The organism is Sphingomonas sp. OTU376 (assembly GCF_038440415.1).
Classification (GTDB): Bacteria; Pseudomonadota; Alphaproteobacteria; order Sphingomonadales; family Sphingomonadaceae; genus Sphingomonas; species Sphingomonas kyeonggiensis_A.
In genome coordinates, this window is sequence record NZ_JASATQ010000006.1 from 108,357 (window position 1) to 134,332 (window position 25,976).

The following is a 25,976-nucleotide window of genomic DNA, read 5'->3' on the forward strand; positions in this document are numbered from 1 at the left end:
GGGCAGCGGTGCGCCCTGGAAAGCAGGCCCCTCCCCATTTCTTGGTATGGGTCGAAACCGGGCACTGATGTTCATGTCCTTCGCGGTTCAACCGCAAGGAGACGATCATGTTCACAGGGCTCGTGGAAAAGACGCAGTCCGATCGGGACGCGGCGATGCGCGCGATGTTCCGTGCGCGCAAGGAGGTCTTCGTCGACCTCCTGAAATGGGACCTGCCGGTACTGGACGGCCGGTTTGAACTCGACCAGTTCGACAATCCGGACGCGAGTTATCTCATCCTCGTCGACGAGGATGGCGCGCACCGCGCCTCGGCCCGATTGCTCCGTACGGACCAGCCGCATCTGCTCGGCGACATCTACCCGCATCTTTGCGCGGGCCCGGTTCCTACAGGTCCTCATATCCGCGAAATCACGCGCTTCTGCCTGGACCGGCACCAGTCGGCGCTTTCCCGGCGCATCGCCCGCGACCAGCTCGTGACGGCTTTGTGCACCTATGCCCTGTCGGCGGGCATCTCGGAATATACCGGCGTCGCCGAGACAAGCTGGTTTGATCAGGTCCGGCGCTTCGGGTGGGAATGCAAGGCACTCGGCCCGGCGGTCCGGGTGGAGGGGCGCTGGCTGGTCGGGCTTCATATCCTGATCGACGAAGAGACGCCGGATCGTCTGCGTCGCGGCGGAGTCTATGAGACCGCAAGCCTCGCGCTCCACGCCCCTGCCGCCCGGGAGCTGGTCCAGTGAACGCGCATGCTTCGATCACGCGCGAACCGGCTTGGCTGAACGCGCTGCTCGACGAGGGTTATTGCATCATTCCCGATGCGTTGCCGCCCGCAATGATCGCGGCGCTCGACGCCGAGCTTGATGCGACCTTCGAGGCCACGCCGCTTTGCCAGGGCCGCTTCTACGGCGAACGCACCAAACGGTTCGGTGGCCTTCTCAAGCGCTCGCGGATCGCGCACGAGCTGGTGCTCCACCCCGCGATTCTGTCGCTGGCCGAGGGGGTGCTGGGTCCGGCATGCGATCGCCTGCAGCTCAATGTCGCGCAGGCGATCGAAATTCATCCTGGCGAACACCGGCAGTTTCCGCACCGCGATCACGACATGTGGCAGGGCGCGAAGGGCGCACATGAGTATCTTATCAACGTCATCTGGCCACTGACGCCGTTCACGGCCGAGAACGGCGCGACATTGATCTATCCGCGCAGCCACGGCGCCGAGGGGATGGCGCGGACAGACCCGGGCGAGCCGGTCGCAGCGGAATGCGGTCCGGGATCGGCCATCTGTTTCCTCGGCTCAACCGCGCACGGTGCCGGCGCGAACCGCACCCAGGCCGTTCGGCGCGGGATCGTTATCGGCTACTGCCTTGGATGGCTGAAGCCCTATGAAAACCAGTGGCTGACCTATCCGCCCGCTATCGCTCGCCTTTTCCCGCCCGATCTCGCGGCGCTGGTGGGCTATGCCCAGCATCGGCCCAACCTCGGCAATTACGAAGGGCAATGCCCGTCGGCCCTGCTGGAGGAGAACCTGCCCGGGCATATCGGCGCGATCGATGCGTTGAGGCCCGACCAGGAGGCGATGCTCGCCAGCTATTACGCGGATCAGGCGGGATAGGATGATGAGCCCGGCACATGTCCTCGAGCCGACCTATGACGCGCTCCGGCACCGCCTGCTCAATGGCGATTGGCCACCTGGCACGCGATTGGAGGCGGGTCGCATCGCGGCCGAGCTCGGGGTCAGCATCACACCCGTGCGCGACAGCCTCAACCGCCTCACCGGGGAAAGGCTGGTGCATTCGAATCCGGGCGAGGGTTTCCAGGTTCCGATCCTCTACGAGGCCGATCTGTGCATCCTGCTCGACTGGCATGCCATGCTGGCTGGCATCGCGTTTCGCGATCCGCATGCCTTCACCACGCCGGCCGCGTTGGTCGAAGGCCATGACGGTCTCGCCGAGCGCACGGCGATCGTGTTCGCGGCGATCGCGGCGTCTCCGGACAATGGAGAACTGCTCCGGGCGATCGGTAACGTGGCGGCCCGCCTCGGCCGGAGCCGCCGCGCGGAGGAGAAGGTCATTCCGGATGCCGGGGACGAGGTCGGCCGGATCGCGGCCCTGCTGCGGGACGGAGAGCGGGACGCGCTGGCCGAGGCGGTTGATGCCTATCATCGCCGGCGACGCAAGCTGGCGGGGAGGATCGCCGCCGCGGCCCGGGACTGAACGGCCGGAGGCCGCATGCGCGGCGGGATCACAAGAAGGAGACGGCAAGATGAAGAAGATGGGAGTGACGGCGCTGGTCGCCCTGATGGCGCTCGGCGCCTGCTCGAAGGCCGAGCCGCGCAGCACGGAATATTTCGCGGCGCATCTCGATGAAGCGCGTCAGATCGTCCAGTCGTGCCGCGACGGCGCGACGCGCGGCGAAGAGTGCACGAACGCCGATTACGCGGTCCAGGAAGCCGATGCGAAGGAGCGACTGCGCAAGTTTTTCAAGAAGTGACGCGCCGCCTTTCAGAGGGTGCATCGATCCCGGTTCGTTGCTAGGCTGTTCCGGATGCGGACCAACCTCGACCAACTGCCGCCACAAAAGCAACGCGAGCTGGAGCGCGTCGTCCAGATCGTCTTCGAGGAATTCGAGGACGCGCTGGCGCTCGCCCGGCACCAGTGGAAAAAGAAGGGCCGGATCGAGAAGATCATCCTCTATGGAAGCTATGCGCGCGGTGGCTGGGTGGACGAGCCGCACACCGCCAAGGGCTATCAGTCGGACTATGATCTGCTCATCATCGTCAACGACAAGCGGCTGACCGACCGGGTCGATTACTGGCTGAAACTCGAGGACCGCCTGAACCGCGAGCTGGCGATCACCAAGACGCTCCGGACCCCGGTCAACTTCATCGTGCACACGCTCCAGGAGGTGAATGACGGCCTTGCCCATGGCCGCTATTTCTTCATGGATGTCCGGCGCGACGGCATCGCGCTCTACCAGTTCGACGACAGCGAGCTCCACGAGCCCAAGCCCAAGACCCCCGAGCAGGCGCTTGGCATGGCGCGCGAATATTTCGAGGAGTGGTTTCCCGCGGCGCTTAAGCGGTTCGAGATTGCAAAGTTCGACATCGAAAAGGGGTATCTGAAAGATGCTGCTTTCGATCTCCACCAAGCGACTGAGCGGCTTTACCACTGCGTCTTGCTGGTGGTGACCTTCTACACCCCGCACGTCCACAATATCGGTTTCCTCCGCACACAGGCCGAGCGCCTCGATCGCCGGCTGATCGATGCCTGGCCGCGGGAGAGCCGTGTCGACCAGGCCACATGGGAAAAGCTCAAGGAAGCCTATGTGAAGGCGCGATATTCGAAGCATTATCGCATCACTGCCGAGCAGCTAGAATGGCTCGCGGTACGCATCGAAGAGCTTGGCACGATCGTGCACACGATCTGCACCGAGCGGCTGGCCGCACTCGAGCAGCAGGCCGGCGCCGGCCCCTCCTAACCGGAAGGCCTCGCCCCGCCATAGCAATGGCCCTGTTTGCGGCCGGGCTGACGCCTTCCCTTCCCGTACCGGCCCTTCCGGAGCCCAGATGACCAAGAAGCAAAACCCTCCTCGGCGCCACCATTTCATCCCGCAAATGATGCTGCGTCATTTCACGAACGAGAAGGGCCAACTCTGGTTCTGGCGCCGCGACTTTGCAAAGGGCGACATCCGGACCAACGCCACCCAGAATCTGTTCGTCGTGAATGACCTCTACACGCTGGTTCATCCCGACGGGACGGAGGATATCGCGCTCGAGACGTTCTTCGCCGACATGGAAGGTGCCGGCGCCAAGTTCATCGACGACCTCGCCGCGATCGTTCGGAACGGCGAGAAGCCCGATCTCGACAAGGGAGCGTGGCATTTCTGGGATCACTTCTTCTACTACCATCTGAAGCGCGCACCCGGTGCGATCGCAGCCTTTGCCGAACAGATGGACTTCGACGACAAGATCGCGGCGACCGTCGAGAAAATCCGCGCGACCCGTGCCGAAACCGGCCGCGATCCCGACGAAGCCGGGCTGCACGCGCGCGTCGCGAAGAATGCCGTGATCGTCGCGCAGGCAGCCGCCCCCTCGCCCGAGGTCCTGGCCCAGTTCGAGAAGATGGGCCTCGCGATCTACAGGATCACCGATCCGGCGCGAAGCTTCATCGTCGGGGACGTGCCCGGTGCAGCCGCCCCCTTTCGGCTGCCGGGAGGGCGCTGGTCACGCAAGACGCTATTCATTCCCCTGACCTCGGACATCGCGGTCGGCCAGCTTGCCCGCACCCGCGACGTCGAAATCATCGAGGTGGACATGGAGCAGGTCCGTCTCATGAACGAGGCGACGGCCGCGCGCTCGACCGTCATCGCGGGCCGGTCCGAGCCGCTCCTTGCGTCGCTGTCCCACCATATCGGCTATGTTGGCGTTCAGCCGCTAGAATAGTGCCGGAGTCCCGATGATGGCCGGGTCGCGCAGCGAATAGAGCGCGCATGTCCAAAAGCCGTCCGTCGCCAACAAGGCAGCGGTCGCCTCCGGGTAGCATCCAGCGAGCCTTCGCAAGGCAGGTTTGGATGCGCCGATGATGAGATTGGGTGCGACATTCACCCTGGCAGGCGGGCGGTCACGACTATCGCACGCGGGAAGCAGGCGCCAGAATCCGGTACGGACGCTCATCGCATGAACGCGGTTCTCGGCCTTCTGGCAGCAATAGCGGGCATCGCCTTCTTTTTCGCGATCCTGGGCGTGTTCGGCCTGAGCCTCGCGATCGCTTCGCTGATCCTCTTCGTCGGCATCGCGACCGCGCTCGCGGCCGTCACGCGCAGGAGGCAGGCGTGACGCTCGACGCTGCCTTGCTGGCGCGGATCCAGTTTGGCTTCACGGTCAGTTTTCACATCATCTTCCCCACCATCTCGATCGGCCTGGCCATGTTCCTGGCCATCACCGAAGGATTGTGGCTGCGCACGAAGGATGCGCTCTACCTCGAGATCTACCGGTTCTGGCTCGGCATCTTCGCCATGACGTTCGGGATCGGCGTGGTGACGGGCATCGTGCTCTCGTTCGAGTTCGGCCTGGGCTTTGCGCGGTTCGGGCAGATGGCGGGTCCGGTGATCGGCCCGATGATCGGGCTCGAGGTGCTGACATCCTTCTTCCTCGAGGCGGGATTCCTCGGCATCATGCTGTTCGGGATGAACCGGGTCGGCCCGCGGCTCCATTTCGCAGCGACATGTCTCGTCGCGCTGGGCACGATCCTCTCGGCCTCATGGATCCTCTCCGCCAACAGCTGGATGCAGACACCTGCCGGCGTGACGCTCGAACATGGCCGGCTCGTGGTAACCGACTGGTGGAAGGTCGTCGTCAACCCGTCCTGGCCCTATCGCCTGCCGCATATGCTGACCGCGGCCTGGATCACAGCGTCCTTTGCCGTCGCTGGCATCGGCGCCTGGTATCTCCTCCATGGCCGCCACGAAGCCTTTGCGCGGCGCACCGTCTCGATGGGGATCGGCTTTGCGACCGTCCTGATCGCGCTTCAGGTGTTCCTCGGTGACATCCTGTATGGCCAGATGCTCCAGCATCAGCCGGCCAAGATGCAGGCGGCCGAAGGGTTCTGGGAAAAACAGTCGGCCTCGCCTGCCGCCTATAACTGGATCGTCGTTCCGGACCAGAAGGCGCAGCGCAACCGCGTCGAGATCGGGACGCCCTATCTCGGCAGCATCTGGCTGACGCATAGCCTGACCGGGCGGGTGGAAGGCCTGCGCAACACGCCGCGCGACCGCCAGCCCTATATGGCGCTCGTCTTCTACGGTTTCCGGGTCATGTATTGCCTGGCAATCCTGATGTTCGGCCTTGCCGTTACCTCGCTCTGGCTGCGCTGGCGGGGCCGGCTGTTCACGACCCGCTGGTTCCTCTGGGCATTGGTGGCGATGACCCCTTCGGGTGTCCTGGCAACGCTGGGCGGCTGGTATCTCGCTGAGACGGGACGTCAGCCCTGGGTGATCTACGGCATGCTGCGCACCGTGGACGCGGTATCGCCCGTACCGGCGCAAACCCTGCTCTCGACACTGATCGCCTTCGCCTGCGTCTATGCGCTGTTCCTGGGTGCCTTCCTGGTCTTCGCGGCAAGGCTGATCCGGCGCGGGCCGGCGGACGCACCGGCACAGGCGCAGGCAAGCGGTTCGCTGAAACCCGCGCTCAACCCGGCAATCGTGGGCAAGGTGCTGGAGCGATGATCGACCTGCCGCTGCTGTCCGCGCTGTTTGTAGCTTTTGCCCTTGCGCTCTACGTCCTTCTCGACGGTTTCGACCTTGGTGTCGGCGCGCTGCTCCTGTTCCAGCCCGACGAGGCGGTGCGCGATCGCATGGTCGCGTCGATCACGCCGACATGGGACGGCAACGAGACATGGCTGATCATGGCCGGCGTGGCGCTGCTCGCCGGCTTCCCGATCGCCTATGGGATCCTGCTGCCCGCATTCTACCTGCCGCTCGTCATCATGCTCTTGTCGCTCGGCTTGCGCGGGGTGTCGTTCGAGTTCCGGGTGCAGCAGGTGGCCGGGCGCCGCGGCTGGGACCTGGCGTTCGGCATCGGCTCGATCACGGCGGGCGCAATGCAGGGGCTCATCGTCGGCGGACTTGTAGAGGGCGTGACCGTTGCGCCAGCGGTCGGCGGCTGGTCGTTCGCCGGACAGGTGACCGACCTGTTCCGCCCCTTCGCGCTGTTGAGCGCCGTGGCGCTCGTAACCGGACAGGGAGCGTTCGGTGCCGCCTGGCTCCGCTTCAAAGGGACGGACGCGCTGCAAGGCTTCGCGACGCGCGCGCTTCAGCGGATACTGCCCATAACTCTCCTGCTCGGTGCCGCGACCTTCGCAGCGGCCGTCGTCGTGCAGCCGGGCATGGCGGCGGCCTGGGCACGCATGCCGCTACCGCTCGGCCTGAGCGTCGCGGCGTTTCTCGCCTGCGGCCTGACCGCCTGGATCTCGATCGACCGGGCAGCTGACGGCGCCCCGTTTGCCTGGGTGATCGCCATGATCGCCGCCGCTATCGTCGGCCTCGGCCTCGCGATCTTCCCCGACGTCGTGCCGTTCCGGCTCAGCCTGTGGGAGGCAGCATCCGCCACATCGAGCCATATTTTCCTGCTGGTCGGCGCGAGCATCGTGACGCCGATCGTGCTGGCCTATTCCGCCTTTGCCTACCATGTCTTCCGGGGGAAGACGCCCGTGGCGGGCTGGGATGCATGAGCACTCGCTTGCGGCGGCTCGGCTGGTTCATGGGCCTCTGGATGGTATCGGCACTGACGGTGGCCGTCCTTGCCTATGCGCTGCGAGGCATACTGATGCTGATCGCGACGGGCCTCTGAGCTGACCGGCATGCCTAAGCCGTAAACTAATAAAGGTGGTCGATCGGCTATCGATCCAATCGCGGCCACTCACCCGAATGGCTGCTTCGCGCCCTAATTTAGGACGTTAAGACGGCCTGCCGGCGATACCGAAACCTACCGTTAGCAAATCTTGCCGTTCACGGAGGCTGCAACGGCTGAAATTGGGACTTTCCGGTCATTCCCAGTCACATCTTCCAACGACTGCTTCCGTCGAGACCGGACATTGCCAGCCGATCGCAACCTCGCCCGGATATCAGACGAGCCGATTTCCAACCGGGAGGTTGGTGAAGGTCAAAAGCAGGCCTCTTAGGGGACTACACGTATGCGGCTAGACAAGTCGTCAACCCAACTATATTGTTGTGTCTATGATACCGACTCTGGTCGATCTTGGCTATCCGACTCCATGGCCCGTGCTTCCCCCCGGGATCCACGATGCGTCGATCGATGAGATTGAAACGCGCTTCGCAAACACGCCACATCGCCGCTGGCTGTTCGAAGGATTCCGCCGCCTCGCGCAGGCGCTGGCCGATGCCGGCTGTTCGACTCTCTACCTCGATGGCAGCTTCGTCACCGCCAAACCGCATCCCAGTGATTATGATGGCTGCTGGGATCATCTCGGCGTCGATCTCGCCTTGCTCGACCCGGTCCTTCTGAGATTCGAAAACAAGCGCGCAGCGCAGAAAGCCAAATACCTTGGCGAGATGTTCATCGCCGGCTCGCCCGACGGGCTCGGGCATACCTTCCTCGATTTCTTCCAAGTCGAGAAATTCTCCGGCCTGCCCAAGGGCATTCTGCGCGTCTCGCTCGCGCCCCTGAAAGGAGCGACGCCATGATCACCAATGAAAAACAATATCGGTCGACGCGAGCGTTGATCGAAAAGCTGACCGCGAGCGCGTCCACTTTGTCGGCCGACCGAACCGACTTGCCGGCCGTGCTGATCGAGGCCCAGCGCGCTGCCCTCAAGAGCCAGATCGACGAGCTCAAAGAGGACGCCAGCTTTTACGACAAGCTGCGCTCGGGGCAGATCAGCGCCTTCTCGGCCGAAAGCCTCCATGACCTGCCAGATATCCTCATCCAGGCGCGGATCGCGCGCGGGATGAGTCAGAAGGATCTTGGCACCTTTCTCGGGCTCAAGGAGCAGCAGATCCAGCGCTATGAAGCCGAGCGCTATCGGTCGGCCAGCCTCGACCGGCTAATCGAAATTGCTGACGCGCTGAGCGTGCGGATCAGCGAGCGCGCTGAATTGGTCGGCAATAATCGGCTGGAGGCCGTCACGCCCGAGGCTTGGCAAGCCTTTCCGATCGCCGAAATGTATAAGCGTGGCTGGTTCGAGGATTTCTCGGGCACCTTGGCACAGGCGCGCAAGGCGGCCGCCGAACTCGTCCCGGGCTTTCTGCGCGGGGCGCACGCCCAATATGCGCCGATAGCCTTCCACCGGAAGTCCGTGCGGTCGAACGGTCAGGTGCATGAGGCGGCGATTGCTGCGTGGGAAGCCCGCATCCGAAGCGTTGCCGATCGCGATCCACCCGAAGCGACCTTTGATCGCAGTCGAATTTCTGATGCGTGGCTCGAAGGCCTGGTCAGGTTGAGCCTCGATCCCAATGGCCCCGCCGCGTCGGTAGACTATCTGCGCGCCGCCGGGATCACTCTCATCGTGGAACGCCAGCTGCCAGGCACTCTGCTCGACGGAGCAGCGCTTTGCTCGCTCGATCGCCATGCGATCGTCGCGCTGACGCTGCGCCACGATCGGCTCGACAATTTCTGGTTCACCCTGCTGCACGAGATCGGTCATCTGAAACTGCATATCGGCGAGGGGGAGTTCGCCGCGATCTTCGACGACACCGACGCACCGGCCGGCGATCAGGTTGAACGCGATGCCGACCTGTTCGCGCAGGAGGTGCTCCTGTCGTCGGAGAAGTGGAAGCTCGGCGTATCGCGTTACACCCGAACCGAGAAAGCCGTCATGACAGACGCCAAGCGCTTCGGGGTCGGCCCGGCAATCATCGCCGGTCGTATCCGACGCGAGGCAGACGACTATACCTTGCTAAGAACGCTCGTCGGCAATGGCGAGGTTCGGCGCCAATTCGGGCTTTAGGGAGAGCGGGAGATGATCATGCCGACCGATTATGTCCCGCTGCTCCGCTGGCGGATGGGCGAATATCAAGCGCTCGAAAAGCTCGATCCCGGTCTCAAGGCCGCGGTCGTGCCGCTGATCGAGGTTCTACCGCCCGATTACGACTTCGAGCTGCGCAAGCCGAAGAAGGAAATCGGCGAGCAACTCTCGCCATTCGCGAAACAACTCAAAAAGCGCTGGGGGGATGGTCCTGCGTTGCTCGACGCGGGCCAACTGCCCGCCGCAACGCGGATGGACGACGGCCGTCATCCGCTCACTTTCCTGTTCGACGAGACCCGCGCGCAGGAAGCCGAGCTGACGCCGGTCACCGCGCTCGACCGGGACGACGATTATCAGCAGGCCGTTTTCCTGATCGACGCCATCGACGGGCGCGGGGTAGCGCTGCGCTGCACGCTCGACGAGGCGCTTGATCCGGACTTCGACACTAATGTCGACGCGCTGTTGACGCGCCTCGAGATCGAGGCCGAAGCGCTCGACATCCTTCTCGACCTGCAATGCCCGGCATATGATCCGCAGGATGGTCTGATCGCCGTCGTGACCGCAGCCTTGAGCGGTGCGACGATTTTCGGCGATGCGCGGAGCGTCACCGTCATCGCCACCTCTTTCCCGAACTCTCTGGCCGACCTCAAACAGGCGATCCAATTTCTCCCGCGCCGCGAATGGCTCCTTTACAAGGCCCTCGTCGCGCAGCTTCCCCAAGGCGTCCGCCGCCCTGGCTTTGGTGACTATGCCGTCGCGGCCGTCACCTTCGCCCAAGGTGACATGCGCTTTATGCGCGGGTCGCCTAACATTCGCTATGCTGTGGATGACGGTTGGCTGGTGGCAAAAGCGAAGCGAGACAAGGGTGGCAGCAATCAGGCCTATCCCGGCCTCTGTTCCTACCTGACGGCATCGGGCCGCTTTCTCGGCCCAACCTTTTCAGCCGGCAGCGCCTATATCGATGGCTGCCGGACCGGCAGCGAAAAGCGTGGCAATCAGACGACCTGGAAATGGGTCGCGACCAACCATCACATCACTAAAGTGGTGGACGATCTCGCCAGGCTGAACGGGTTTTGAGGGTCTCGCGGACCTTATAAGCCAAGATGCGCTTCGGCAGCTCCGCGACAAGGCGTTGATACAGAGCCTCGCGAGGTGCGCGTAGATCGCGTTCCGCAACGCCGACACCGCGCAGGATCGTGATCGCTTCGGGGCGCCAAAGCAGCCGAGCGAGCATCATTGAATCGACCATGCGGTTGACCCGTTCCTCCCGAATCCGGTGAAAGGTCACGCCGCTCCGCCGGCCGCGTTGCGCGACGACGACGCCCCACCAGTCAGGGATGATCGCGAGGGCGGCGTCGATATGGCGAGGTGCGGCGATCAGCGAGGCCTTGTCGACGACCTCGCCATAGGCCGCAACCTGACGCGGCAGACGGTCCAGCGTGTCGGCGTCGGCCTTGATCTCAAGCCCGCGGATATGGCCGTTGATAACCGCGATATCGACGCGACAGGCGCCATGATCGAGCCCGAGTTCGTCGATCACCAGCGTGTCGGGACAGGCCTGGGCATGAACGAGCAGCCGGCCATAGGCCGCCTTGCGTATATCGATGTCTCTCAGTGCCCCCGACGCCATATGCGTTGAATAGCCTCCGATATCCGATAATCGCAAACGCTTTGCGATGGTCCGCCCGTCTGCCGGGCGACCCGCGTCACCCCGCTAGGCGGTCCGCAGGTAACCGATCGTATCGGCGGCAGGCGTTCCCGTGTTAAGGTGGAGCATCAACGGGGGGATGACGGATAAGCGTGCGATTCTTTGTCGGGCATCAGCAGCCTGCCTACCAAGGCATGCCGACCTTCCAATTGATCAAGGACAATTGGAACGACTGGTTCAAATGGTACACGCTCTATGCGATCCGCGCGATCCAGGCCGATGGGTCGATCGTCGAGCTTGGAAGCGCAAAAATTGCGCGCCAGGGTATGACGGAAGACCAAGGCAGCACGGAATTGCCGCCGGTCTTCGACGCGCTGGACGTGACCTACTTCTCGGTTGGCCAAGGCGAGAATTATTATGAGACGCTGATTTCGCTCGGCGAAGAGGTCCGCACTGGCTTCCTGACGGCTATGCGCGACTGCGCGTTCACGCCAGCCATTCTCGATGCCAACGCCAACGAGCCTGTCCTCCACAATTCGCTATTGCGCGATATCGAGATGTCGCGGGTTCGGGAGCGCTTCAACCGCCTCGCTCACGGCGAGGTCGCACTGTCGCCCTACAGCTTCGACTATCTGTTTCCGCCCGATCCACTGGCGCTGGCGCCGCCACCGGTCCTCAGCTTCGCGGTCACGCCAAATTCGCTGCCGGCGACCAACATCCATGTGCTGATCGGCCGCAATGGCGTCGGTAAAACCCGCTGCTTTGACTTCCTCGCCCGCGCCTTTCTCGGCATGCCGGCCGACGATCCGCAACAGCCCGTCGGGCAGCTGCGCAATCGCGTCGCGAACCCTTGGGGGCTCGATGACATCGATGAGGATCCCGGCTTTGCGGGCCTGGTTACGGTGTCGTTCAGTGCCTTTGATTCCACTGGCCCGCTGGGCGGCGCCAGCAGCGGCGAAAAACGATACGCCTATGTCGGTCTGGTCACGCACGAGGCCCCACAGACTGGCGCGCCGATCGCGATGCCGCGCGGCCCGCGCGTCAAGGACGGGCACGAACTCGCTCACGAATTTGCCAAGAGCATGCTCGCCTGCCGCGAGGGCGTCCGCCGCCGCCGCTGGGAAAACGCTCTGCGGACGCTGGAGGCAGATCCGCTGTTCGCCGAGGCCAACGTGTCCGCGCTCGCGGATTACCAAGGACCGGACCTCGAACAGCGCGCGCGCAGCCTGTTTCGGCGGATGAGCTCGGGCCATGCGGTCGTGCTCCTCTCGATGACCCGCCTGGTCGAGTTGGTCGAAGAGAAATCGCTTGTCCTGATCGATGAGCCCGAGAGCCATCTCCACCCGCCTTTGCTTTCCGCGTTCGTGCGCGCGCTGTCGGACCTGCTGATCAACCGCAATGGCGTCGCGATCATCGCCACTCATTCGCCGGTCGTGCTGCAGGAGGTTCCGCGGTCCTGCGCGTGGAAGCTGAGCCGCGTCGGTCGCGAAGCCCGCGCCGATCGCCCGGAGCATGAGACCTTTAGCGAGAATGCCGGCACGCTGACCCGCGAGGTCTTCGGGCTCGAAGTGACGCAGACCGGCTTTCACAAGCTGATCGCCGATCGGGCGGAGGGCCGCACCTATGAACAGATATTGGAGCTGTTCGGCGGCCAGCTCGGTGCCGAGGGTCGGGCGCTGGCGCGAGCGCTCAGTCTCGTGCTGCCCGATCAGCTCCCGCCCCAGGGCGGCGGCGAATAGATGCGGACGCTGCCGATGCCGCCCCAGGCGGCGGCCGACGTGCTGGCTACCTGCGTTGGTGGCGTTGCCGATCCGGCGTTGCGCCTTCGACTTCAGGCGATCACACCTCAGCTCGTTGCCGCGGCCGCCAATTATGATCAGCTTGCTCGCATCCAAAGCCTGCATCAGGTCGTCCGCGCGCCCAACGTCGGCGCCGTGACCCGGCCGGAGCTTGAAGGACTCTATTCACAGCAGATGAGTGCGGCGAACGGCGCAGCACGGTTGATCTACAGCGCCATCCGGAACGCCTCGCCAAACGGCAAATGCCCGCTCTGTGGCATCGGCACCGTCACCGTGCTCGACCATCATCTCCCAAAGGCGCGCTATCCCAATCTGTCGGTCTGTCCCTTCAACCTCGTTCCGGCTTGCGACTTCTGCAACAACGCCAAGCGTGCGCGCTTCCCGACCTGCGCGGAAGAGCAAACGATCCATCCATATTATGACGATTTCACCCAACAGCAGTGGATTTTCGCCCAGCTCGACGTCGCGGGGCCGCCGGTCCTTGTCTTTCATGTCGATGCGCCGGCCCACTGGCCGCAGGTCGCGAGGCTCCGGGCCAAGCGGCACTTCGATGTCGTCAAGCTCGGCGTGAGCTACACGTCGAACGCAAATGACGATCTCATGCCACTGCGCGATCATCTCACCACGATTGCGGCGACCAAAGGCGCGGCTGGGGTCCAAGCCTATCTCGCCGAAGAGCAAGCTCGCTACGCACCTCGCCTCAATAGCTGGCAACACGTTATGTTTCAGACGCTCGCAACCAATCCGTGGTTCGTCGGCGGCGGGTATCTTCAAATCCCGCAATGACATCAGATCGTGCCTACAAGGCCGCTTTCGCGAGGTGATTAGGTGATAGCGAGAGAACATCGTGAGGACCGGCCGCACTCGAGCTGGCGGATTGCATGCGAATGACCGGTCTCGGCGGGAGCAGACTTTCGAGCGCCGGCTGCGGAATAGCTTGACCTGGTCGAAAGCGATCGGGCGAGGGGCTCGGTCCTGACCATTTCCGCCGTTCAACTCGGCGAGTCGAATGACCGTCCCCGCGCAATCTCGGCTATTTAGCCCTTTGGCTGAAGGCGACCGTTTGGATACGACCTAGTTGCAGCACATCCCAGATCGCGCCCGCGGTCCGGCACCAGGACAGCGTCAATTTCATCGCTATCTTCGGGCCGGTAGCACCGGCCATGTTTCTCGGCGCCCTGTCCCAAACGATCGTCGTAACCGCGCTAACCGCGATCGCCGCCACTGCAGAATCGTTCAATCCTGACGGAGCCGGCGCGCGCTAGGCGACGAGTAATCGGTCGATCCAACGGTCCTCGCCGTCGGCGGCTCTTCAATCGGGAAGGAACGCATATGCTCGATGCAAATCACACCTCCGCTGGCGCGGAATCTGACACGCGGAATATCAATCCGGATCGCACCGGCCAGCCGACGATCGTGCTGGTGCATGGCGGTTTCGTCGACGGGTCAGGCTGGGCGGGGGTCCATGAAATTCTCAAGGCGGATGGCCATGATGTCGTCGCGCTTCAGAACCCCACGACTTCGCTTGCCGACGACGTCGCGGCGACGCGCCGCGCGATCGCCGCGGCGCCGGGCGATGTCATCCTCGTCGGTCATTCTTATGGCGGCGTGGTGATCACCGAGGCCGGCCTGGATCCCAAGGTAACCGCCCTGGTCTACATTGCCGCATTCGCGCCGGACAAAGGAGAATCGGTGGCATCGCTGATCGCCGACCCCGCACCGGGCGCTCCGGTCCCGCCGATCCTGCCGCCCGTCGATGGCTTCCTTTTCCTCGATCGCGACAAATTCGCCGCGGCGTTCGCCGCCGACGTGGAGCCAGGGCTCGCAACCTTCATGGCGGACTCGCAGGTACCCTGGGGCGTCGCGGCGCTCGAGGGCGCAGTCAACCGCCCCGCCTGGCGGAGCAAGCCGAGCTGGTATCTCGTTGCCACCGACGACCGGATGATCCCCCCTCCTGCGCAGCGCGCAATGGCTGCGCGGGCCGGCGCGACGACGGTGGAAGTTGCCGGTAGCCATGCCGTCTATGTCGCCGATCCGGCGCCGGTCGCCGATTTGATCGCCAGGGCGACCGCTGCTAGCGTTGCAGCCGGGCACACCGGTCCTGCGGAAATCGCTCGGGCGTCCCATCCCGGCGGTGCGTGAAACCAAGTGTTGCCGGAGCGAATATGGCCGTTCAGGGTCGTTTGGTAGAGGTGGCGACGGTGCCCATCGGGCTTTCGTCGGGCGCCGGCGCGAAGCTCAGGGCACGGGCGCTCTTCAAGTCCCGGCTGCTGATGGCCGAAGTCCATTACGGGAACCATGGCATCGACCAGAATGCCGAGTTCCCGCGCTGGGAAGATGCGTTTTCCATCGGCGTCCGCCTGAGATCCGAAGTCAGCGAGACCTCGGTCCATGGCAAGAAGTTCGATTTTCGGGCGGACGCCGGTTGCGCACACATTCTCTACCTGTCCGGCGTCGACTATGTGGATTTCAGCACCGGTCGGCATTCGATCGAGATGGTGTTGTCCCGGGCTTTCATGCGCGAGATCGCCGAGGATCTCGAGCTCCCGGCGGTGACGCATCTGGGAAACGACGCGTGCCTTCTTGCACGCGATCCGGTGCTGGCGCGCATGGCCACGCGAATCCATCCCTATTTCGACGATCCTGCCACCCTGGATGCCTTGTATGCCGACAGCTTCATGTGGAGCTTCGGTATCTACATGATGGGCCGGTACGGAGATCTGGCCGCGCGCCGGCCCTATCCCGGGGGCCTGACGACCTGGCAGGAGCGTCTTGCCCGGGAAATGATCGAGGAGAGCCTGTCGGACGGGATTACTCTTGGCGAACTCGCACAGGCCTGTCGCGTGGGGGTCAGCCAGTTTGCGCATGGCTTCAAGAAGTCGACGGGCGTTGCCCCCTATCGCTGGCTGATCCGGCGCCGCGTCGCGCGGTCGCAAAACCTCCTGAGAAACCGGGAGATGTCACTGGCGGCGGTCGCGGCCGCCTGCGGCTTTGCGGATCAGAGCCACTTCACCCGTACATTCTACGGACAAGTCGGGACAACGCCCGGGGCATGGCGCGCGGCAATTTGACCATATCTTCCGCGCCCTCGCGTCCCGCCTGCTCGTGACGCATCGGAGAGGGCCAGGGAAGCTGCCAGGCAGGTGGCGATCATGCCACGATCGAACCAGACGAATGGCCGCGGCAACGCGCTTCCATCCGATCGCGAGCTAGCGTCAGCCAGGAACCCGCTTGATTGCGCATCATATGCCTCGAACCCGACCTCCTGGTTGACGCGAGCTGCCGCTGCGCAGCTAGGACAAGGCTTTGTCGATCAGCTCGAACAGCGGAGTCCCGCGCTCCTGCGCGCGCTTGAGGCAGTCGATCCACCAACGCAGCATCTCCGGCCGGACCATGGCGCGCACCACCGCGCGCTCGTCGCCGGTCATCTCGCGGATACGCGCGATCAGCGCGATCTCTTCATCATCCAGTTCGAGGAGATGCGCCTCAAGGTCCTGTTCCTCCCGATCCCGGCGGACCTCGGAATTTGAGGGAATATATTCGCGTTCCCAGCGCCATTGGTCTTCCAGCGGGATCGCGGCGTGTTCGATGGCGAGCGGCATCCAGTACATCCAGTCGGGAATATGCCTTCCGTCCTGCTCGAAACGGGCGACGCGCTTCTCGGTCGCCCGGTCGAACAGGGGACCGCCGCCGGGTCCGAGATACAGGTCGCTATGGCTGGCACACGAGAGGAAAGCCTTCTCCACGTCCCTGTGCGACCAGCCGAGCCGGCGCCGTTGCGCGACGAGCCAGGTCCGCGCCTCGAGCGGCGTTTCCCATTTCGGGCCCGGCAACGCGGCCCATAGGTCTCCAGTCGAACCATCGGCCACGCCACCTATCCCCCATTTGCCCGGAAATCTTCTAGCAACCGGGGATCTCCCCTTCCAGTTGGCCCGAACGGTCCTGCCTGCCGCTTGCATTCGGATGCAGCGCCAGCCATGCTCGCTGTTGCGCGGCATTCATCTGGCAGCCGCGCGATCGGAATGTTCCGCCAGGCATCATGAACGCCGGTCCATAAGGACGGGCGGCCGTATCGGACGAGGGCGAGCCACGGGCTTGGCCTGACGGCGGCGCAGCGCTGGGACAGGCAGCGGGCCGGCATTGCCGGACCGGCCATGACCTTTGCGTGAGGTTTCCCGTGTCCTCCCCTCCCCATCCCCCTTTCCTTCCCGGTCGTCCGCCGCGGTCGGTTTCGTCGGGTTGCCATAACAGCCCGTCCGGGGCAGCGGCGCTCGAAGCCGATACGATGCCGATGCCCAGTCTCGAAGATGCTTTCCGCACCGAACGGGATCGGCTGCTTGGATATCTCGGGCGGCGCGCGGGTCATGACCAGGCGCAGGATCTTGTCCAGGAAGTCTTCGCGCGCGCAGCAGGCAGTGAACAGGCGGCCAGGCTCGCCAACCCGGCCGGCTTTCTGAGCCGGATCGCGCGCAACCTTCTGATCGACCGGGCGCGCTGGCGACGCAGCAACAACGTCATCTTCCTGCCGGTCGATGAACAGCATGACCTCGCGACACCAGCGGAGCAGGAATGGGGTTTGGAGGCGCGGGATCTGCTGAGGCTATATGAGGATGCAGTCAGCGAGCTGCCCGTGAAGACCCGGCGCGTCTATTTGATGCACCGCGTCCAGGAGTTGAGCTACCGGGAGATTCACGAGCAACTGGGAATAAGCATCGCCACCGTGGAATATCATATGATGAAGGCGATCGCCCACATCGCTCGATCTGTGGATGCGGCCCGATGAACGACGAGGAAAGGGCAGCGGTGGCCGCAAGAAAAGCGCTCGAGGACAAGGCGGCCTGGTGGTTCGGCAAGATGCATGCACCAGACGCGCAGGCGTGGAAGGGCGACTTCGATGCCTGGCTGGCGGAATCAGACGACCACCGCGCGGCTTATGACCGGCTTGAGGCCGCCGATCGGGAAGCTAGCATTCTGAAACAGTCCACGCGATTTGATGCCGACCTGCAGCCCACGGCGAGTTGGAAGTCACCGCGGAGGAAATGGGTGTATGTCGCCGTTGCCGCGGCGGCGGCAATTGCCTTCGCGGTCGTGATCCGACCGGCGACGCTACCCAGCACATATCCAGCAGGGCAACAGTTCGCATCCAGTGCACCAGGTCTGTCGACAGGGCACGGCGAGATACGAAGCTATCGCTTACCGGACGGATCGAACTTGACGCTCGATTCCGACAGCCGCGTCGAACTCGCGATCGGTGGCAAGGAACGCCGGGTCCATCTCCGCGAGGGCAAGGCGCGCTTCGAGGTGCAGCCGGATCCCCGTCCCTTCGTGGTCGAGGCGGGAGCCGGGTCCGTCACGGCCTCTCGCGCGGTGTTCGATGTCGGCTATGCCGGCGACCGGCAGATCGAGATCAACCTCTACTCCGGTTCGGCCGACCTTGGACCGGCGACCGAGCCCGCCGTTTATACAGCGCCTTCGAGACTGCTACGTGCCGGGCAGCCGCTCCGATATCAGGCAGCCGATTTCAGGCCTGAGCCTGCCCCGGCCGCCAGCGCGGACCGCAAGGACTGGCCAAGCGGATGGGTCGAATACCGCTCGGTCGCACTCGGTGATCTGGTGGGCGAGGCAAACCGTTATGCAACCCAGCCCATCATCCTCGATGATCTCGAGACAGGCAGGCTTGCCGCGTCAGGCCGGTTTAAGCTCACCGACACGGACACTTTCGTGTCGCGGCTGGCCGAGCTGCTAAATCTCTCGGTCTTGCACAAGCCTGATGGGATCCATCTGCGCCGAGAATAATTTTCCGGCACGACTAAGGTCGCCCCGATCCATTCGTCAGCAGCCCCCCAAGGGCGAGCCATTCCGGCCCGCCATCCAGGAAAATTGGGGGAACCATGGCGGGAACGCGGACTCACATCATCATCATCGCGCTGCTGACGAGCGTCGCGGCGACCGCGCTCCCATCCCAGGCGTGGGGGCAGGAAAGTCCGGTCTACGAGTTCGATCTGCCTGCTCAGGATCTCGGCGACGCGCTGCGCGCCGTCGCCGCCCGCGCAGGGTGGGAACTCTATGCGCCGGCCGACCAGGTGAATGGCGTCCCTGCTCCGAGGCTCCAGGGCCGCCTTACCGCCAGACAGGCGATCGAGCAGCTGCTTGCGGGGTCCGATCTGCGTGCGCGCTTCTCAAAGGGTGCGGTGATCATTCGGGGGGGATTGATCCCACCAAGGGACGCCGACGCCATTTCGGCACCAACGGATATTGTTGTTACGGGCAGTCACATTCGCGGCGGGAGTATCGCTGTCGCAGGGACCACGATCACGCGCGAGAGCATCGAGAGCAGAGGCCAGACAGACCTCGGAGAGGTGGTGCGCAATTTACCGCAAAATTTCAGTGGCGGCCAAAATCCGGGTGTAGGGTTTGGAGTCGGAGGAACCAACGCAAACGTCAACTCTGCCTCAAGCATCAATTTACGCGGACTAGGGCCCGATGCGACGCTGACGCTCCTGAATGGTCACCGGCTACCGTATGATTCTGCTTATGCCGGCGTCGACATTTCGGCCATTCCGGTAGCTGCGGTCGACCGGATCGAGATCGTCACCGACGGTGCATCCGCTCTGTACGGTTCGGACGCCGTTGCAGGGGTCGCCAACGTGCTCCTGCGTCGAGACTTCAGCGGTCTCAGCACTTCGGTTCGCACGGGATTCGCAACAGACGGCGGAGACTTCGAAACCCAGACCACCGCGGTCGGGGGTAGTATCTGGGCCACTGGCGGATTCATCGCGACCTATGATTTCGACCGCAACAGCGCCGTCCGGGCCGAGCAGCGATCCTTCGCTTCCACGCTCCAGAGCGGGACGACGCTTTTTCCCTCGCAACGTCGGCACGCCGTGACGCTTTCCGGACACCAGCAACTGTCCGACGCGATCAGGTTCAAGCTGGACGGACTCTTCAGCAAGCGATGGTCGGACACCTATTCCTATGCCGTGGGTAGCGCTGGGAGAACCAAGTCTCATTTCAGTCCCACGGTCCAGGTCTGGTCCATTACGCCGGAGATATCGGCCGATCTCGGCAGCGACTGGCGGGTCGACGCTTTCGCTTCATATGGCAAGGACCAGACGCGATACGCGACCACGAGAACACCCCCGGCCGGCTCCCCTACACTCTCGGCGGGCTGTTATTGCTCCTCGACCCTGGCGGCGGAGATCAGTGCAAATGGCCCATTGTTCCGGCTTCCGGCAGGCGATCTGCGCATTGCGCTGGGTGCCGGCTATCGGCGGAACGCGCTCGACTATTCGCGTTACGCCTCAAGCGCGTTGATAGGGCGGTTCAACGCCGACCGCCAAAGCTACTATGCCTATGGCGAGGCGGAATTCCCCCTGGTCTCGCCCAACCAGAATATCCGGCTGGTAAACCGATTGACCGTCTCGGCAGCCGGACGGTTCGAAAGTTACCCGGGGATGGCACGGATCACCACACCGCGCATCGCCCTGCTCTATGCTCCCGTCAGGGGAGTCGACGTCCGTGCTGCCTGGGGCAAGTCGTTCAAGGCGCCAACGCTCTATCAGCAATATGTCGGCTACGAGACCTTCCTGCTTCCCGCCGCCGGCTATGGCGCGGGTCCTGCCGGCACCACCATCCTGTACAGCAGCGGCGGGAATGCCAGTCTGGGGCCGGAGCGGGCCCGTAATTGGACCGTTGGGCTCGGAATTCATCCAGTCGCCATAGCCGGCCTCAAGATCGATATTTCCTGGTTCGATATCCGCTACCGCGATCGGGTGGTCCAGCCTCTTCCCGGTTCGATTGCACTGGCCTTCTCGAATCCCGCTTATGCCGGGCTCGTCACGACATCACCGGCTGCGTCACTTCAATCCGGGCTCATCAGTGGCGCCCTGTACGGCCTCGAAAACTATTCGGGCGTGACCTATGATCCCTCCAAGGTCATCGCTTTCGTCGATAACCGAAACGTCAATGTCGCCACGCAATCGATCCACGGCATCGATGTTCAAACTTCCTACCCTTTTGCGCTGACCAAAATTGCGAAGCTGAATCTCAATGGCGACTTCAGCTATCTGGACAGCAAACAGCAGCTGTCCGCACTGCTGCCTTCGGCGCCGCTCGCGGGCACCGTCTTCAATCCCCCGCATATCCGCGCGCGCGCAGGCGCGGATCTGAGCGCCGGGCGCTGGGCGCTCGCTGCGTATCTGAACTATATCGGCGGTAGCATTGACCGGCGCTTCACGCCCCATGTGCACGTCGGGAGCGTCACCAGCCTGGATCTGACTGCGCGAATTTCCGTCGGCGGCACCGGCGATCGCCGCCCCTTGTTCAACCTGAGCCTGTCGGCGATCAACCTCACCAATTCGAAGCCCCAGATCATTCGGACAGCGGCCCCAACCGACACGCCCTACGATTCCACCAACTTCTCCCCGGCGGGCCGCTTTCTCGGGCTCACGATCGCCCGGAACTGGTGATATGCCCATTGCTATAGCCGTCGCTGCAGCGCTTGCTGGGTCAATGCCCGGCAATCCAACCTCGGCCGGATGCGGGGATCCACCGAGAGTATCGGAACGTCGGACCGTCACGGTCAGCGATCTGGCAAGGCTGGCGGACATCGGCCGTTCCGACCCCTATGATTCGGACGCGCTATTCGGCGTATCGCCGGACCGGAGGCAGATCGCCTATCTGGTCCGGCGCGGTGATCCGCTGACCAACAGCTTCTGCCAGGAGCTCGTCATTCAAGACCTCCGCGAGACCAAGCCCGCGCTTCGAATTATCGTGGGTGGTGAGTTCATCCGCGGAACGATCGCGATTTGGGGCATCGCAGCGCTGCCGACGGGCTCCGCTGCGATCGTCAGACCCCGCTGGTCTCCCGACGGGAAAAGCATCGCCTTTCTGAAGCGCGCGGCGGCATCAACACAGATATGGATCGTTGCGAGCACAGGCGGGTCTCCCCGTCAGGCAACAACACTCAACGCGGATGTCGACGATTTCGCTTGGCTGGCTAACGGCCATGGCTTTGTGGTCGCATCCCGGCCCGCGCTCCGGACACGAGCGGCGGATTATGACCGGGAGGGGCGTTCAGGATATCTCTTCGACAAGCGCTTCAGTCCGATGGAGTCGAGGCGGCCCTTCGTGCTGGATCCGGTCGAAACACGCTACGCACATATCGATATCGGATCGGCCACGGATGCCGTCGCGACGCCGGCTGAGATCGCATTGCTTGACGGCTTGTCGACGGCGGGGCGGCCTCGACAAGCCCGTTTGTTCGCGAAAGGCCCGGATGGCGCCTTGGCATGGACAGAGTCCGCGCAGGACGGACAGTGGCTTGGCCGCGACCGCATCGTGATCGCTGGTCGGACAGGCGGAAAACGCAATTGTGTAGCTGACGCCTGCGCGCATGTTCGCCGGCTGTGGTGGCAGGGCGGCGCTTTGTTCTGGATCTCCCGGGTCGGCTGGGGGCAGAGCCGCTCAGCGCTGTATCGCTGGGGTCCGGAGGATCGGCGACCTTACCGCTTGATCGACACGGCCGACAATTTCATCGGCTGCTCGCATGCGGGCTGGATCGAGATTTGCGCGCGCGAGGGAGCATCCCTGCCGCGCCGCGTCGAAAGCATCGATTTGCTGCGCGGCACAACCCGAACCCTATTCAATCCGAATGCCGGTATCGCCGCGCGACGGTTGGGCGGAATCCATCGTTATTTCTACCGCAACGCGTTCGGCGTGGAGTGCTGGTTCGACCTGGTGCTCCCTCCGGACCACCGACCGGGGGAGAAGCATCCGATGGTGGTCGTCCAATATACGTCCCAAGGCTTTCTGCGCGGCGGAACGGGCGACGAGGTTCCTATCCAGGCGCTCGCCGCACGCGGGATTGCCGTGCTCAGCTTCGAGCATCCCGATTTCACACCAGAGGCTCGGCGAGCGGGGAACGAACTGGAGCTCCGGCAGATAAACCGACGCAACTGGCTCGAGCGTCGGAATGTGCAAGACGCGCTGGAAAAGGCCGTGAAGATCTCCATCGACACCGGCACCATCGATCAGTCGCGGATCGGGATCAGCGGATTCAGCGAGGGATCGGCGGCCGTCCAATGGGCGCTGATCAACAGCGGGCTGTTCTCGGTCGCGTCGCTCGGCACCTGCTGCGAGGACAAGGTCGCCCAGCCTCTCAACGGCGGTCCTGGATATGCCAGACACCTGCGCGATCACGGTTATCCGGCCTTCGACGACCCTTCGGACCAATTCTGGGCACCTTATTCGCTAGCCGAGAATGCGGACCATATTCAGACGCCGATCCTGCTCCAGGTCGGCGACAGCGAATATCAAATGGGGCTCGACGTCATCACCGCGATGAACGAGCGGCAGCGACCATTCGAGACCTATGTCTTTCCCGACGAGCCGCACATAAAATGGCAACCCGTGCATCGCTTGGCTGTCTACACGCGCATTCTCGACTGGTTCGAGTTCTGGCTGAACCACCGGATCGACTGCTCACCCGGACGCACCAGCCAATATACGCGCTGGCTCGCCATGTCGGGAGCGCCCTCACGAGCGGATCTGCGCTGTATCCCTGCCCAGGATTGATCGGCACCAGGCTTCCGCTTCAGTCAGCATCAACATGCGATGATGGCGCTGGGACTGGACAATGGCGGGGTGGGCCAAGGCCGATTCGACGGAATGACGGTCAATCACGCCATTCGATGCGAGAAGGCCGTCGAGCAGCATCGACCGGATCACTGCCCGGTTGCGTTCGAAGAGATGCGCGGTGAAGCCATCGGGTCCAGCTTTCGCGGTGCGGGCGACAATCCGTTCCGGCAAGTGACGGGAAAAGGCGGTCCGGGCGAGCGCACGATTGATGCCGCCTGCGCTCCATTCCCAACTGGGCACGCCGAGGCAGAACTCCACGACCGGCTGGCTGATGAGCGGGGCAATAACAGGCAGGGAAGATCCACGCCTATCCTCCTCTACATAGTTGCGGATGCGCATCAGCATGGAGATGTGCTGGGCTTTCCCCACCGGGCCGGCGAGACGTCCGTCAAGATGTGGATCGAGCATCTCCCGAACGAGATCCGCCCGCACGCCGCTCCCGAGCAGAGCGTCATCGCGTGCTCCATGATGAAATTGCGCCGGCCTCAGCAAGTCGTGGGCCACGAGCCGGGCAATCGTGAAGATATCCGCCCCGGTGATCCGGCACATATCGAGTGCCGTCCGCCAGGCACCACGGAACGGGCCTTCGCTTCGTATCCGATCGAGGATCGGCCGCACCGAATGAAGATAGCAGAAGACGTTGTCGCCCCCATTCCCGGTAAATGCCGCCCCCGCACCGGTCTGGGCCGCCGCGCCCGCAAGCCCTCGGCGCATCTCCTGCAGGAAGTATTTGCCGACGGGCCGCGGCAGATGCCCGGCTGATGGAGTGAGTAAATCTATGCGCTGTGGGTCATAGACGGCGTCGATAAGTCGTACACCCAGGTGCTTGGCGACAAGCCGCGCATAGGGCCGTTCGTCGCCACTCGGCTGCAGGGTTGCCATGGTGAAACAGTCGAAGGGCCGTCCTTCGAGTTTCAGCGCCGCGGCGACGATCGAGGAATCGAGCCCGCCGGAAGCGGCTACGAGCACACGCCGATAGGGCGCGGACAAGGCTGCCACCGAATGCCGGATAACCGCTTCGAGTTCATCTGGCCGAACCTGGGGCCTGTGCGGGCGGGCGTGACGCCAGGGGTCCCAAAGCAGCCGCGCCGGCGCGCCGCGGGCGTCCAAGGGCGTCGCGAACCCCGGTCGCAGTTCCGAGACATCCCGGAGGCAGGTCTGCACTCGCCGCAACGTCGGAGCCTGCAGGAACAGCGCCAGATCGTCCCAGGCAATGGCGAAGCCGCCTCTAGCCGCCTGTCCGAGAAGATCGATATCGGACGCCAACCAGATCTCACCGTCCAACGCCATCTTGTAGCAGGGCAAGAGGCCAGCGGGATCGCGCACCGCCCATAACGGTTCCTGCCCCGAGCCAGCGAGAAAGGCGCAATAGTTCCCCCAATAGTCACGGCAAAGGCGCACACCGGCATCGGACAGGATGCGTGCCGTCTCCGGCGCATCCAGGGAGCCGGCGATCGCCTGACCTTCACCCTTTCGGATAAGGCGCCCGATGACGGCGCCGCGCGCCCCGTGCAGTTGCACAACCGCGGTGCCCGGGGTCACGAACACATCGAGCCCGACCATCGGGACCTGGACCAAGGACGGGGATGGTGTTCCGCGCGACCGGGCTGAGGACGAGGATGGGCCGCCGGGTGGCGGGTAGCGGACGAGGAAGCGGTCGTCGCTCATATCCGTAGGATCGCGTCATATTTGCGGACTTCCTCGGGGGTATCGTTGAGAACGACGTCGCCCGCCTGAACCCAGGCGTGCGCCGTAAAGGGGATCGAACTGACGCCCAGGACGAGCTCCGCGTGAACGCCCGAGCGTACCAGGCGGGTTGCCAGCGCCAGTGATCGGGGAAGACAGCGATCCGCGTGCGCGAACAGCAATTTCGCCAGTTCAAATGCTCGGATGGCGGGCTCTGCACTACCGCCGTCGAGCTGGTGCGCCGGTTGACGCTTGGCCTTCAGCTGCCTGAGGCCGCGAAGGCAGACGGCGAGGCCATGGCGGCGCATACGATACATCGCCAGGCGCTGGTCGATAATCGCTCGCACGACGTCCAGACTGCCGCACCGGCCCTCCTTTATCGCAAGGGCCGCACTCCGAATTTCCGATGGGTCAACGGGCCTGATGTGTCCCGGCTCTGCTGACGGCAGGAGCACGGCCATATGGGCAAGGCGCCTGGCCGAGATAGCATCACAATCGCCGGTCGCCACGACTGCAGCAAATGCAGCTTCGAGCGTGCCTGACAGCGCAAAATATCGGTCCGCATGTTCGTCGAGAAAGACGAACTGGCCGCCGGAACAAACATAGCTGAGGCCCGGCCCAAGCTCATAGGACATGATGGACCCCTGGTCTTGGGTGGGCCCGATGGGGGGCCCCCCCCCGCTCAATAGGCCGCCACCCCCAGCCCCAAACGCGGGGTTTGAACCCCCG

Annotated in this window: 25 protein-coding genes; 21 read left to right on the forward strand and 4 right to left on the reverse strand. The window is 63.8% G+C overall.

The genetic code is table 11. The annotated features are described in order from the left end of the window. Positions 1 to 107: 107 nt before the first annotated feature. From AAHM44_RS04495 to AAHM44_RS04555, 13 genes are all read left to right on the forward strand, one after another. Positions 108 to 737 (forward strand): acyl-homoserine-lactone synthase, encoded by a 630-nt coding sequence (locus AAHM44_RS04495; protein WP_342249195.1) that lies wholly within the window; start codon positions 108 to 110, stop codon positions 735 to 737. Further along, positions 734 to 1,606: a phytanoyl-CoA dioxygenase family protein gene (locus tag AAHM44_RS04500; protein ID WP_342249196.1), complete on the forward strand. Its 873-nt coding sequence runs from the start codon at positions 734 to 736 to the stop codon at positions 1,604 to 1,606. Before AAHM44_RS04495 ends, AAHM44_RS04500 begins: the two co-directional genes overlap by 4 nt. A 4-nt stretch (positions 1,607 to 1,610) precedes the next feature. Further along, positions 1,611 to 2,207 (forward strand): GntR family transcriptional regulator, encoded by a 597-nt coding sequence (locus tag AAHM44_RS04505; RefSeq protein ID WP_342249197.1) that lies wholly within the window; start codon positions 1,611 to 1,613, stop codon positions 2,205 to 2,207. Positions 2,208 to 2,256: 49 nt separating this feature from the next. Beyond that, positions 2,257 to 2,484, forward strand: coding sequence for an EexN family lipoprotein (locus AAHM44_RS04510; protein ID WP_342249198.1), 228 nt, complete (start codon positions 2,257 to 2,259; stop codon positions 2,482 to 2,484). Between the two features lie 54 nt (positions 2,485 to 2,538). Beyond that, complete coding sequence (locus tag AAHM44_RS04515; RefSeq protein WP_342249199.1) at positions 2,539 to 3,471, forward strand: nucleotidyltransferase and HEPN domain-containing protein; 933 nt, start codon at positions 2,539 to 2,541, stop codon at positions 3,469 to 3,471. An 88-nt stretch (positions 3,472 to 3,559) separates the two neighbouring features. Next, entirely contained in the window at positions 3,560 to 4,435 is an 876-nt protein-coding gene (locus AAHM44_RS04520) for a DUF4238 domain-containing protein (protein WP_342249200.1), read from the forward strand. A gap of 234 nt (positions 4,436 to 4,669) precedes the next feature. After that, the gene (locus tag AAHM44_RS04525) at positions 4,670 to 4,828 is read left to right on the forward strand and encodes a hypothetical protein (protein WP_342249201.1); all 159 of its coding nucleotides are present in this window, start codon (positions 4,670 to 4,672) and stop codon (positions 4,826 to 4,828) included. Continuing rightward, the gene (locus AAHM44_RS04530; protein WP_342249202.1) at positions 4,825 to 6,219 is read left to right on the forward strand and encodes a cytochrome ubiquinol oxidase subunit I; all 1,395 of its coding nucleotides are present in this window, start codon (positions 4,825 to 4,827) and stop codon (positions 6,217 to 6,219) included. Before AAHM44_RS04525 ends, AAHM44_RS04530 begins: the two co-directional genes overlap by 4 nt. Continuing rightward, on the forward strand, positions 6,216 to 7,223 hold the full coding sequence (gene cydB, locus AAHM44_RS04535; RefSeq protein WP_342249203.1) for a cytochrome d ubiquinol oxidase subunit II: 1,008 nt from the start codon (positions 6,216 to 6,218) through the stop codon (positions 7,221 to 7,223). The genes AAHM44_RS04530 and cydB overlap by 4 nt, the downstream gene beginning before the upstream one ends. Next, positions 7,220 to 7,342, forward strand: coding sequence for a hypothetical protein (locus AAHM44_RS04540; RefSeq protein WP_342249204.1), 123 nt, complete (start codon positions 7,220 to 7,222; stop codon positions 7,340 to 7,342). Before cydB ends, AAHM44_RS04540 begins: the two co-directional genes overlap by 4 nt. 386 nt (positions 7,343 to 7,728) lie before the next feature. After that, positions 7,729 to 8,196, forward strand: coding sequence for a DUF6932 family protein (locus tag AAHM44_RS04545; RefSeq protein ID WP_342249205.1), 468 nt, complete (start codon positions 7,729 to 7,731; stop codon positions 8,194 to 8,196). Beyond that, complete coding sequence (locus tag AAHM44_RS04550; protein ID WP_342249206.1) at positions 8,193 to 9,458, forward strand: XRE family transcriptional regulator; 1,266 nt, start codon at positions 8,193 to 8,195, stop codon at positions 9,456 to 9,458. Before AAHM44_RS04545 ends, AAHM44_RS04550 begins: the two co-directional genes overlap by 4 nt. A gap of 12 nt (positions 9,459 to 9,470) precedes the next feature. Then, on the forward strand, positions 9,471 to 10,553 hold the full coding sequence (locus AAHM44_RS04555; protein WP_342249207.1) for a beta family protein: 1,083 nt from the start codon (positions 9,471 to 9,473) through the stop codon (positions 10,551 to 10,553). Here AAHM44_RS04555 and AAHM44_RS04560 read toward each other — a convergent pair. Then, positions 10,513 to 11,106, reverse strand: a complete 594-nt coding sequence (locus AAHM44_RS04560) for a sce7726 family protein (RefSeq protein ID WP_342249208.1) — start codon at positions 11,104 to 11,106, stop codon at positions 10,513 to 10,515. The genes AAHM44_RS04555 and AAHM44_RS04560 overlap by 41 nt on opposite strands. A gap of 170 nt (positions 11,107 to 11,276) precedes the next feature. Between AAHM44_RS04560 and AAHM44_RS04565 the strand changes: the two genes are divergently transcribed. The 4 genes from AAHM44_RS04565 to AAHM44_RS04580 all read left to right on the forward strand — a co-directional run bounded on the left by AAHM44_RS04565 (position 11,277) and on the right by AAHM44_RS04580 (position 15,994). After that, the gene (locus AAHM44_RS04565; RefSeq protein WP_342249209.1) at positions 11,277 to 12,863 is read left to right on the forward strand and encodes an AAA family ATPase; all 1,587 of its coding nucleotides are present in this window, start codon (positions 11,277 to 11,279) and stop codon (positions 12,861 to 12,863) included. Then, positions 12,864 to 13,709 (forward strand): HNH endonuclease, encoded by an 846-nt coding sequence (locus tag AAHM44_RS04570; protein WP_342249210.1) that lies wholly within the window; start codon positions 12,864 to 12,866, stop codon positions 13,707 to 13,709. A gap of 546 nt (positions 13,710 to 14,255) precedes the next feature. After that, entirely contained in the window at positions 14,256 to 15,065 is an 810-nt protein-coding gene (locus AAHM44_RS04575) for an alpha/beta hydrolase (protein WP_342249211.1), read from the forward strand. Between the two features lie 23 nt (positions 15,066 to 15,088). Further along, positions 15,089 to 15,994: a helix-turn-helix transcriptional regulator gene (locus AAHM44_RS04580; RefSeq protein WP_342249212.1), complete on the forward strand. Its 906-nt coding sequence runs from the start codon at positions 15,089 to 15,091 to the stop codon at positions 15,992 to 15,994. A gap of 222 nt (positions 15,995 to 16,216) precedes the next feature. Here AAHM44_RS04580 and AAHM44_RS04585 read toward each other — a convergent pair whose 3' ends face one another. After that, positions 16,217 to 16,792 (reverse strand): hypothetical protein, encoded by a 576-nt coding sequence (locus tag AAHM44_RS04585; protein WP_342249213.1) that lies wholly within the window; start codon positions 16,790 to 16,792, stop codon positions 16,217 to 16,219. Between the two features lie 416 nt (positions 16,793 to 17,208). Here AAHM44_RS04585 and AAHM44_RS04590 point away from each other — a divergent pair, with 416 nt between their 5' ends. The 4 genes from AAHM44_RS04590 (at position 17,209) to AAHM44_RS04605 (ending at position 23,498) form a co-directional block, all read left to right on the forward strand. Further along, positions 17,209 to 17,706 (forward strand): RNA polymerase sigma factor, encoded by a 498-nt coding sequence (locus AAHM44_RS04590; protein WP_342249214.1) that lies wholly within the window; start codon positions 17,209 to 17,211, stop codon positions 17,704 to 17,706. Continuing rightward, positions 17,703 to 18,719: a FecR family protein gene (locus tag AAHM44_RS04595; protein WP_342249215.1), complete on the forward strand. Its 1,017-nt coding sequence runs from the start codon at positions 17,703 to 17,705 to the stop codon at positions 18,717 to 18,719. The genes AAHM44_RS04590 and AAHM44_RS04595 overlap by 4 nt, the downstream gene beginning before the upstream one ends. A 95-nt stretch (positions 18,720 to 18,814) precedes the next feature. Further along, a complete protein-coding gene (locus AAHM44_RS04600; RefSeq protein WP_342249216.1) occupies positions 18,815 to 21,391 on the forward strand; it encodes a TonB-dependent receptor in 2,577 nt (858 codons plus the stop codon). Between the two features lie 43 nt (positions 21,392 to 21,434). Beyond that, positions 21,435 to 23,498 carry an Atxe2 family lasso peptide isopeptidase gene (locus AAHM44_RS04605; RefSeq protein WP_342249217.1) on the forward strand — a complete coding sequence of 688 codons (2,064 nt, stop codon included), beginning with the start codon at positions 21,435 to 21,437 and terminating at the stop codon, positions 23,496 to 23,498. On the opposite strand, the gene AAHM44_RS04610 is transcribed toward AAHM44_RS04605, so the two are convergent. Then, the gene (locus tag AAHM44_RS04610) at positions 23,460 to 25,124 is read right to left on the reverse strand and encodes an asparagine synthase C-terminal domain-containing protein (RefSeq protein ID WP_342249218.1); all 1,665 of its coding nucleotides are present in this window, start codon (positions 25,122 to 25,124) and stop codon (positions 23,460 to 23,462) included. The genes AAHM44_RS04605 and AAHM44_RS04610 overlap by 39 nt on opposite strands. 101 nt (positions 25,125 to 25,225) lie before the next feature. Next, a complete protein-coding gene (locus AAHM44_RS04615) occupies positions 25,226 to 25,882 on the reverse strand; it encodes a lasso peptide biosynthesis B2 protein (RefSeq protein WP_342249219.1) in 657 nt (218 codons plus the stop codon). Between the last annotated feature and the right edge of the window lie 94 nt (positions 25,883 to 25,976).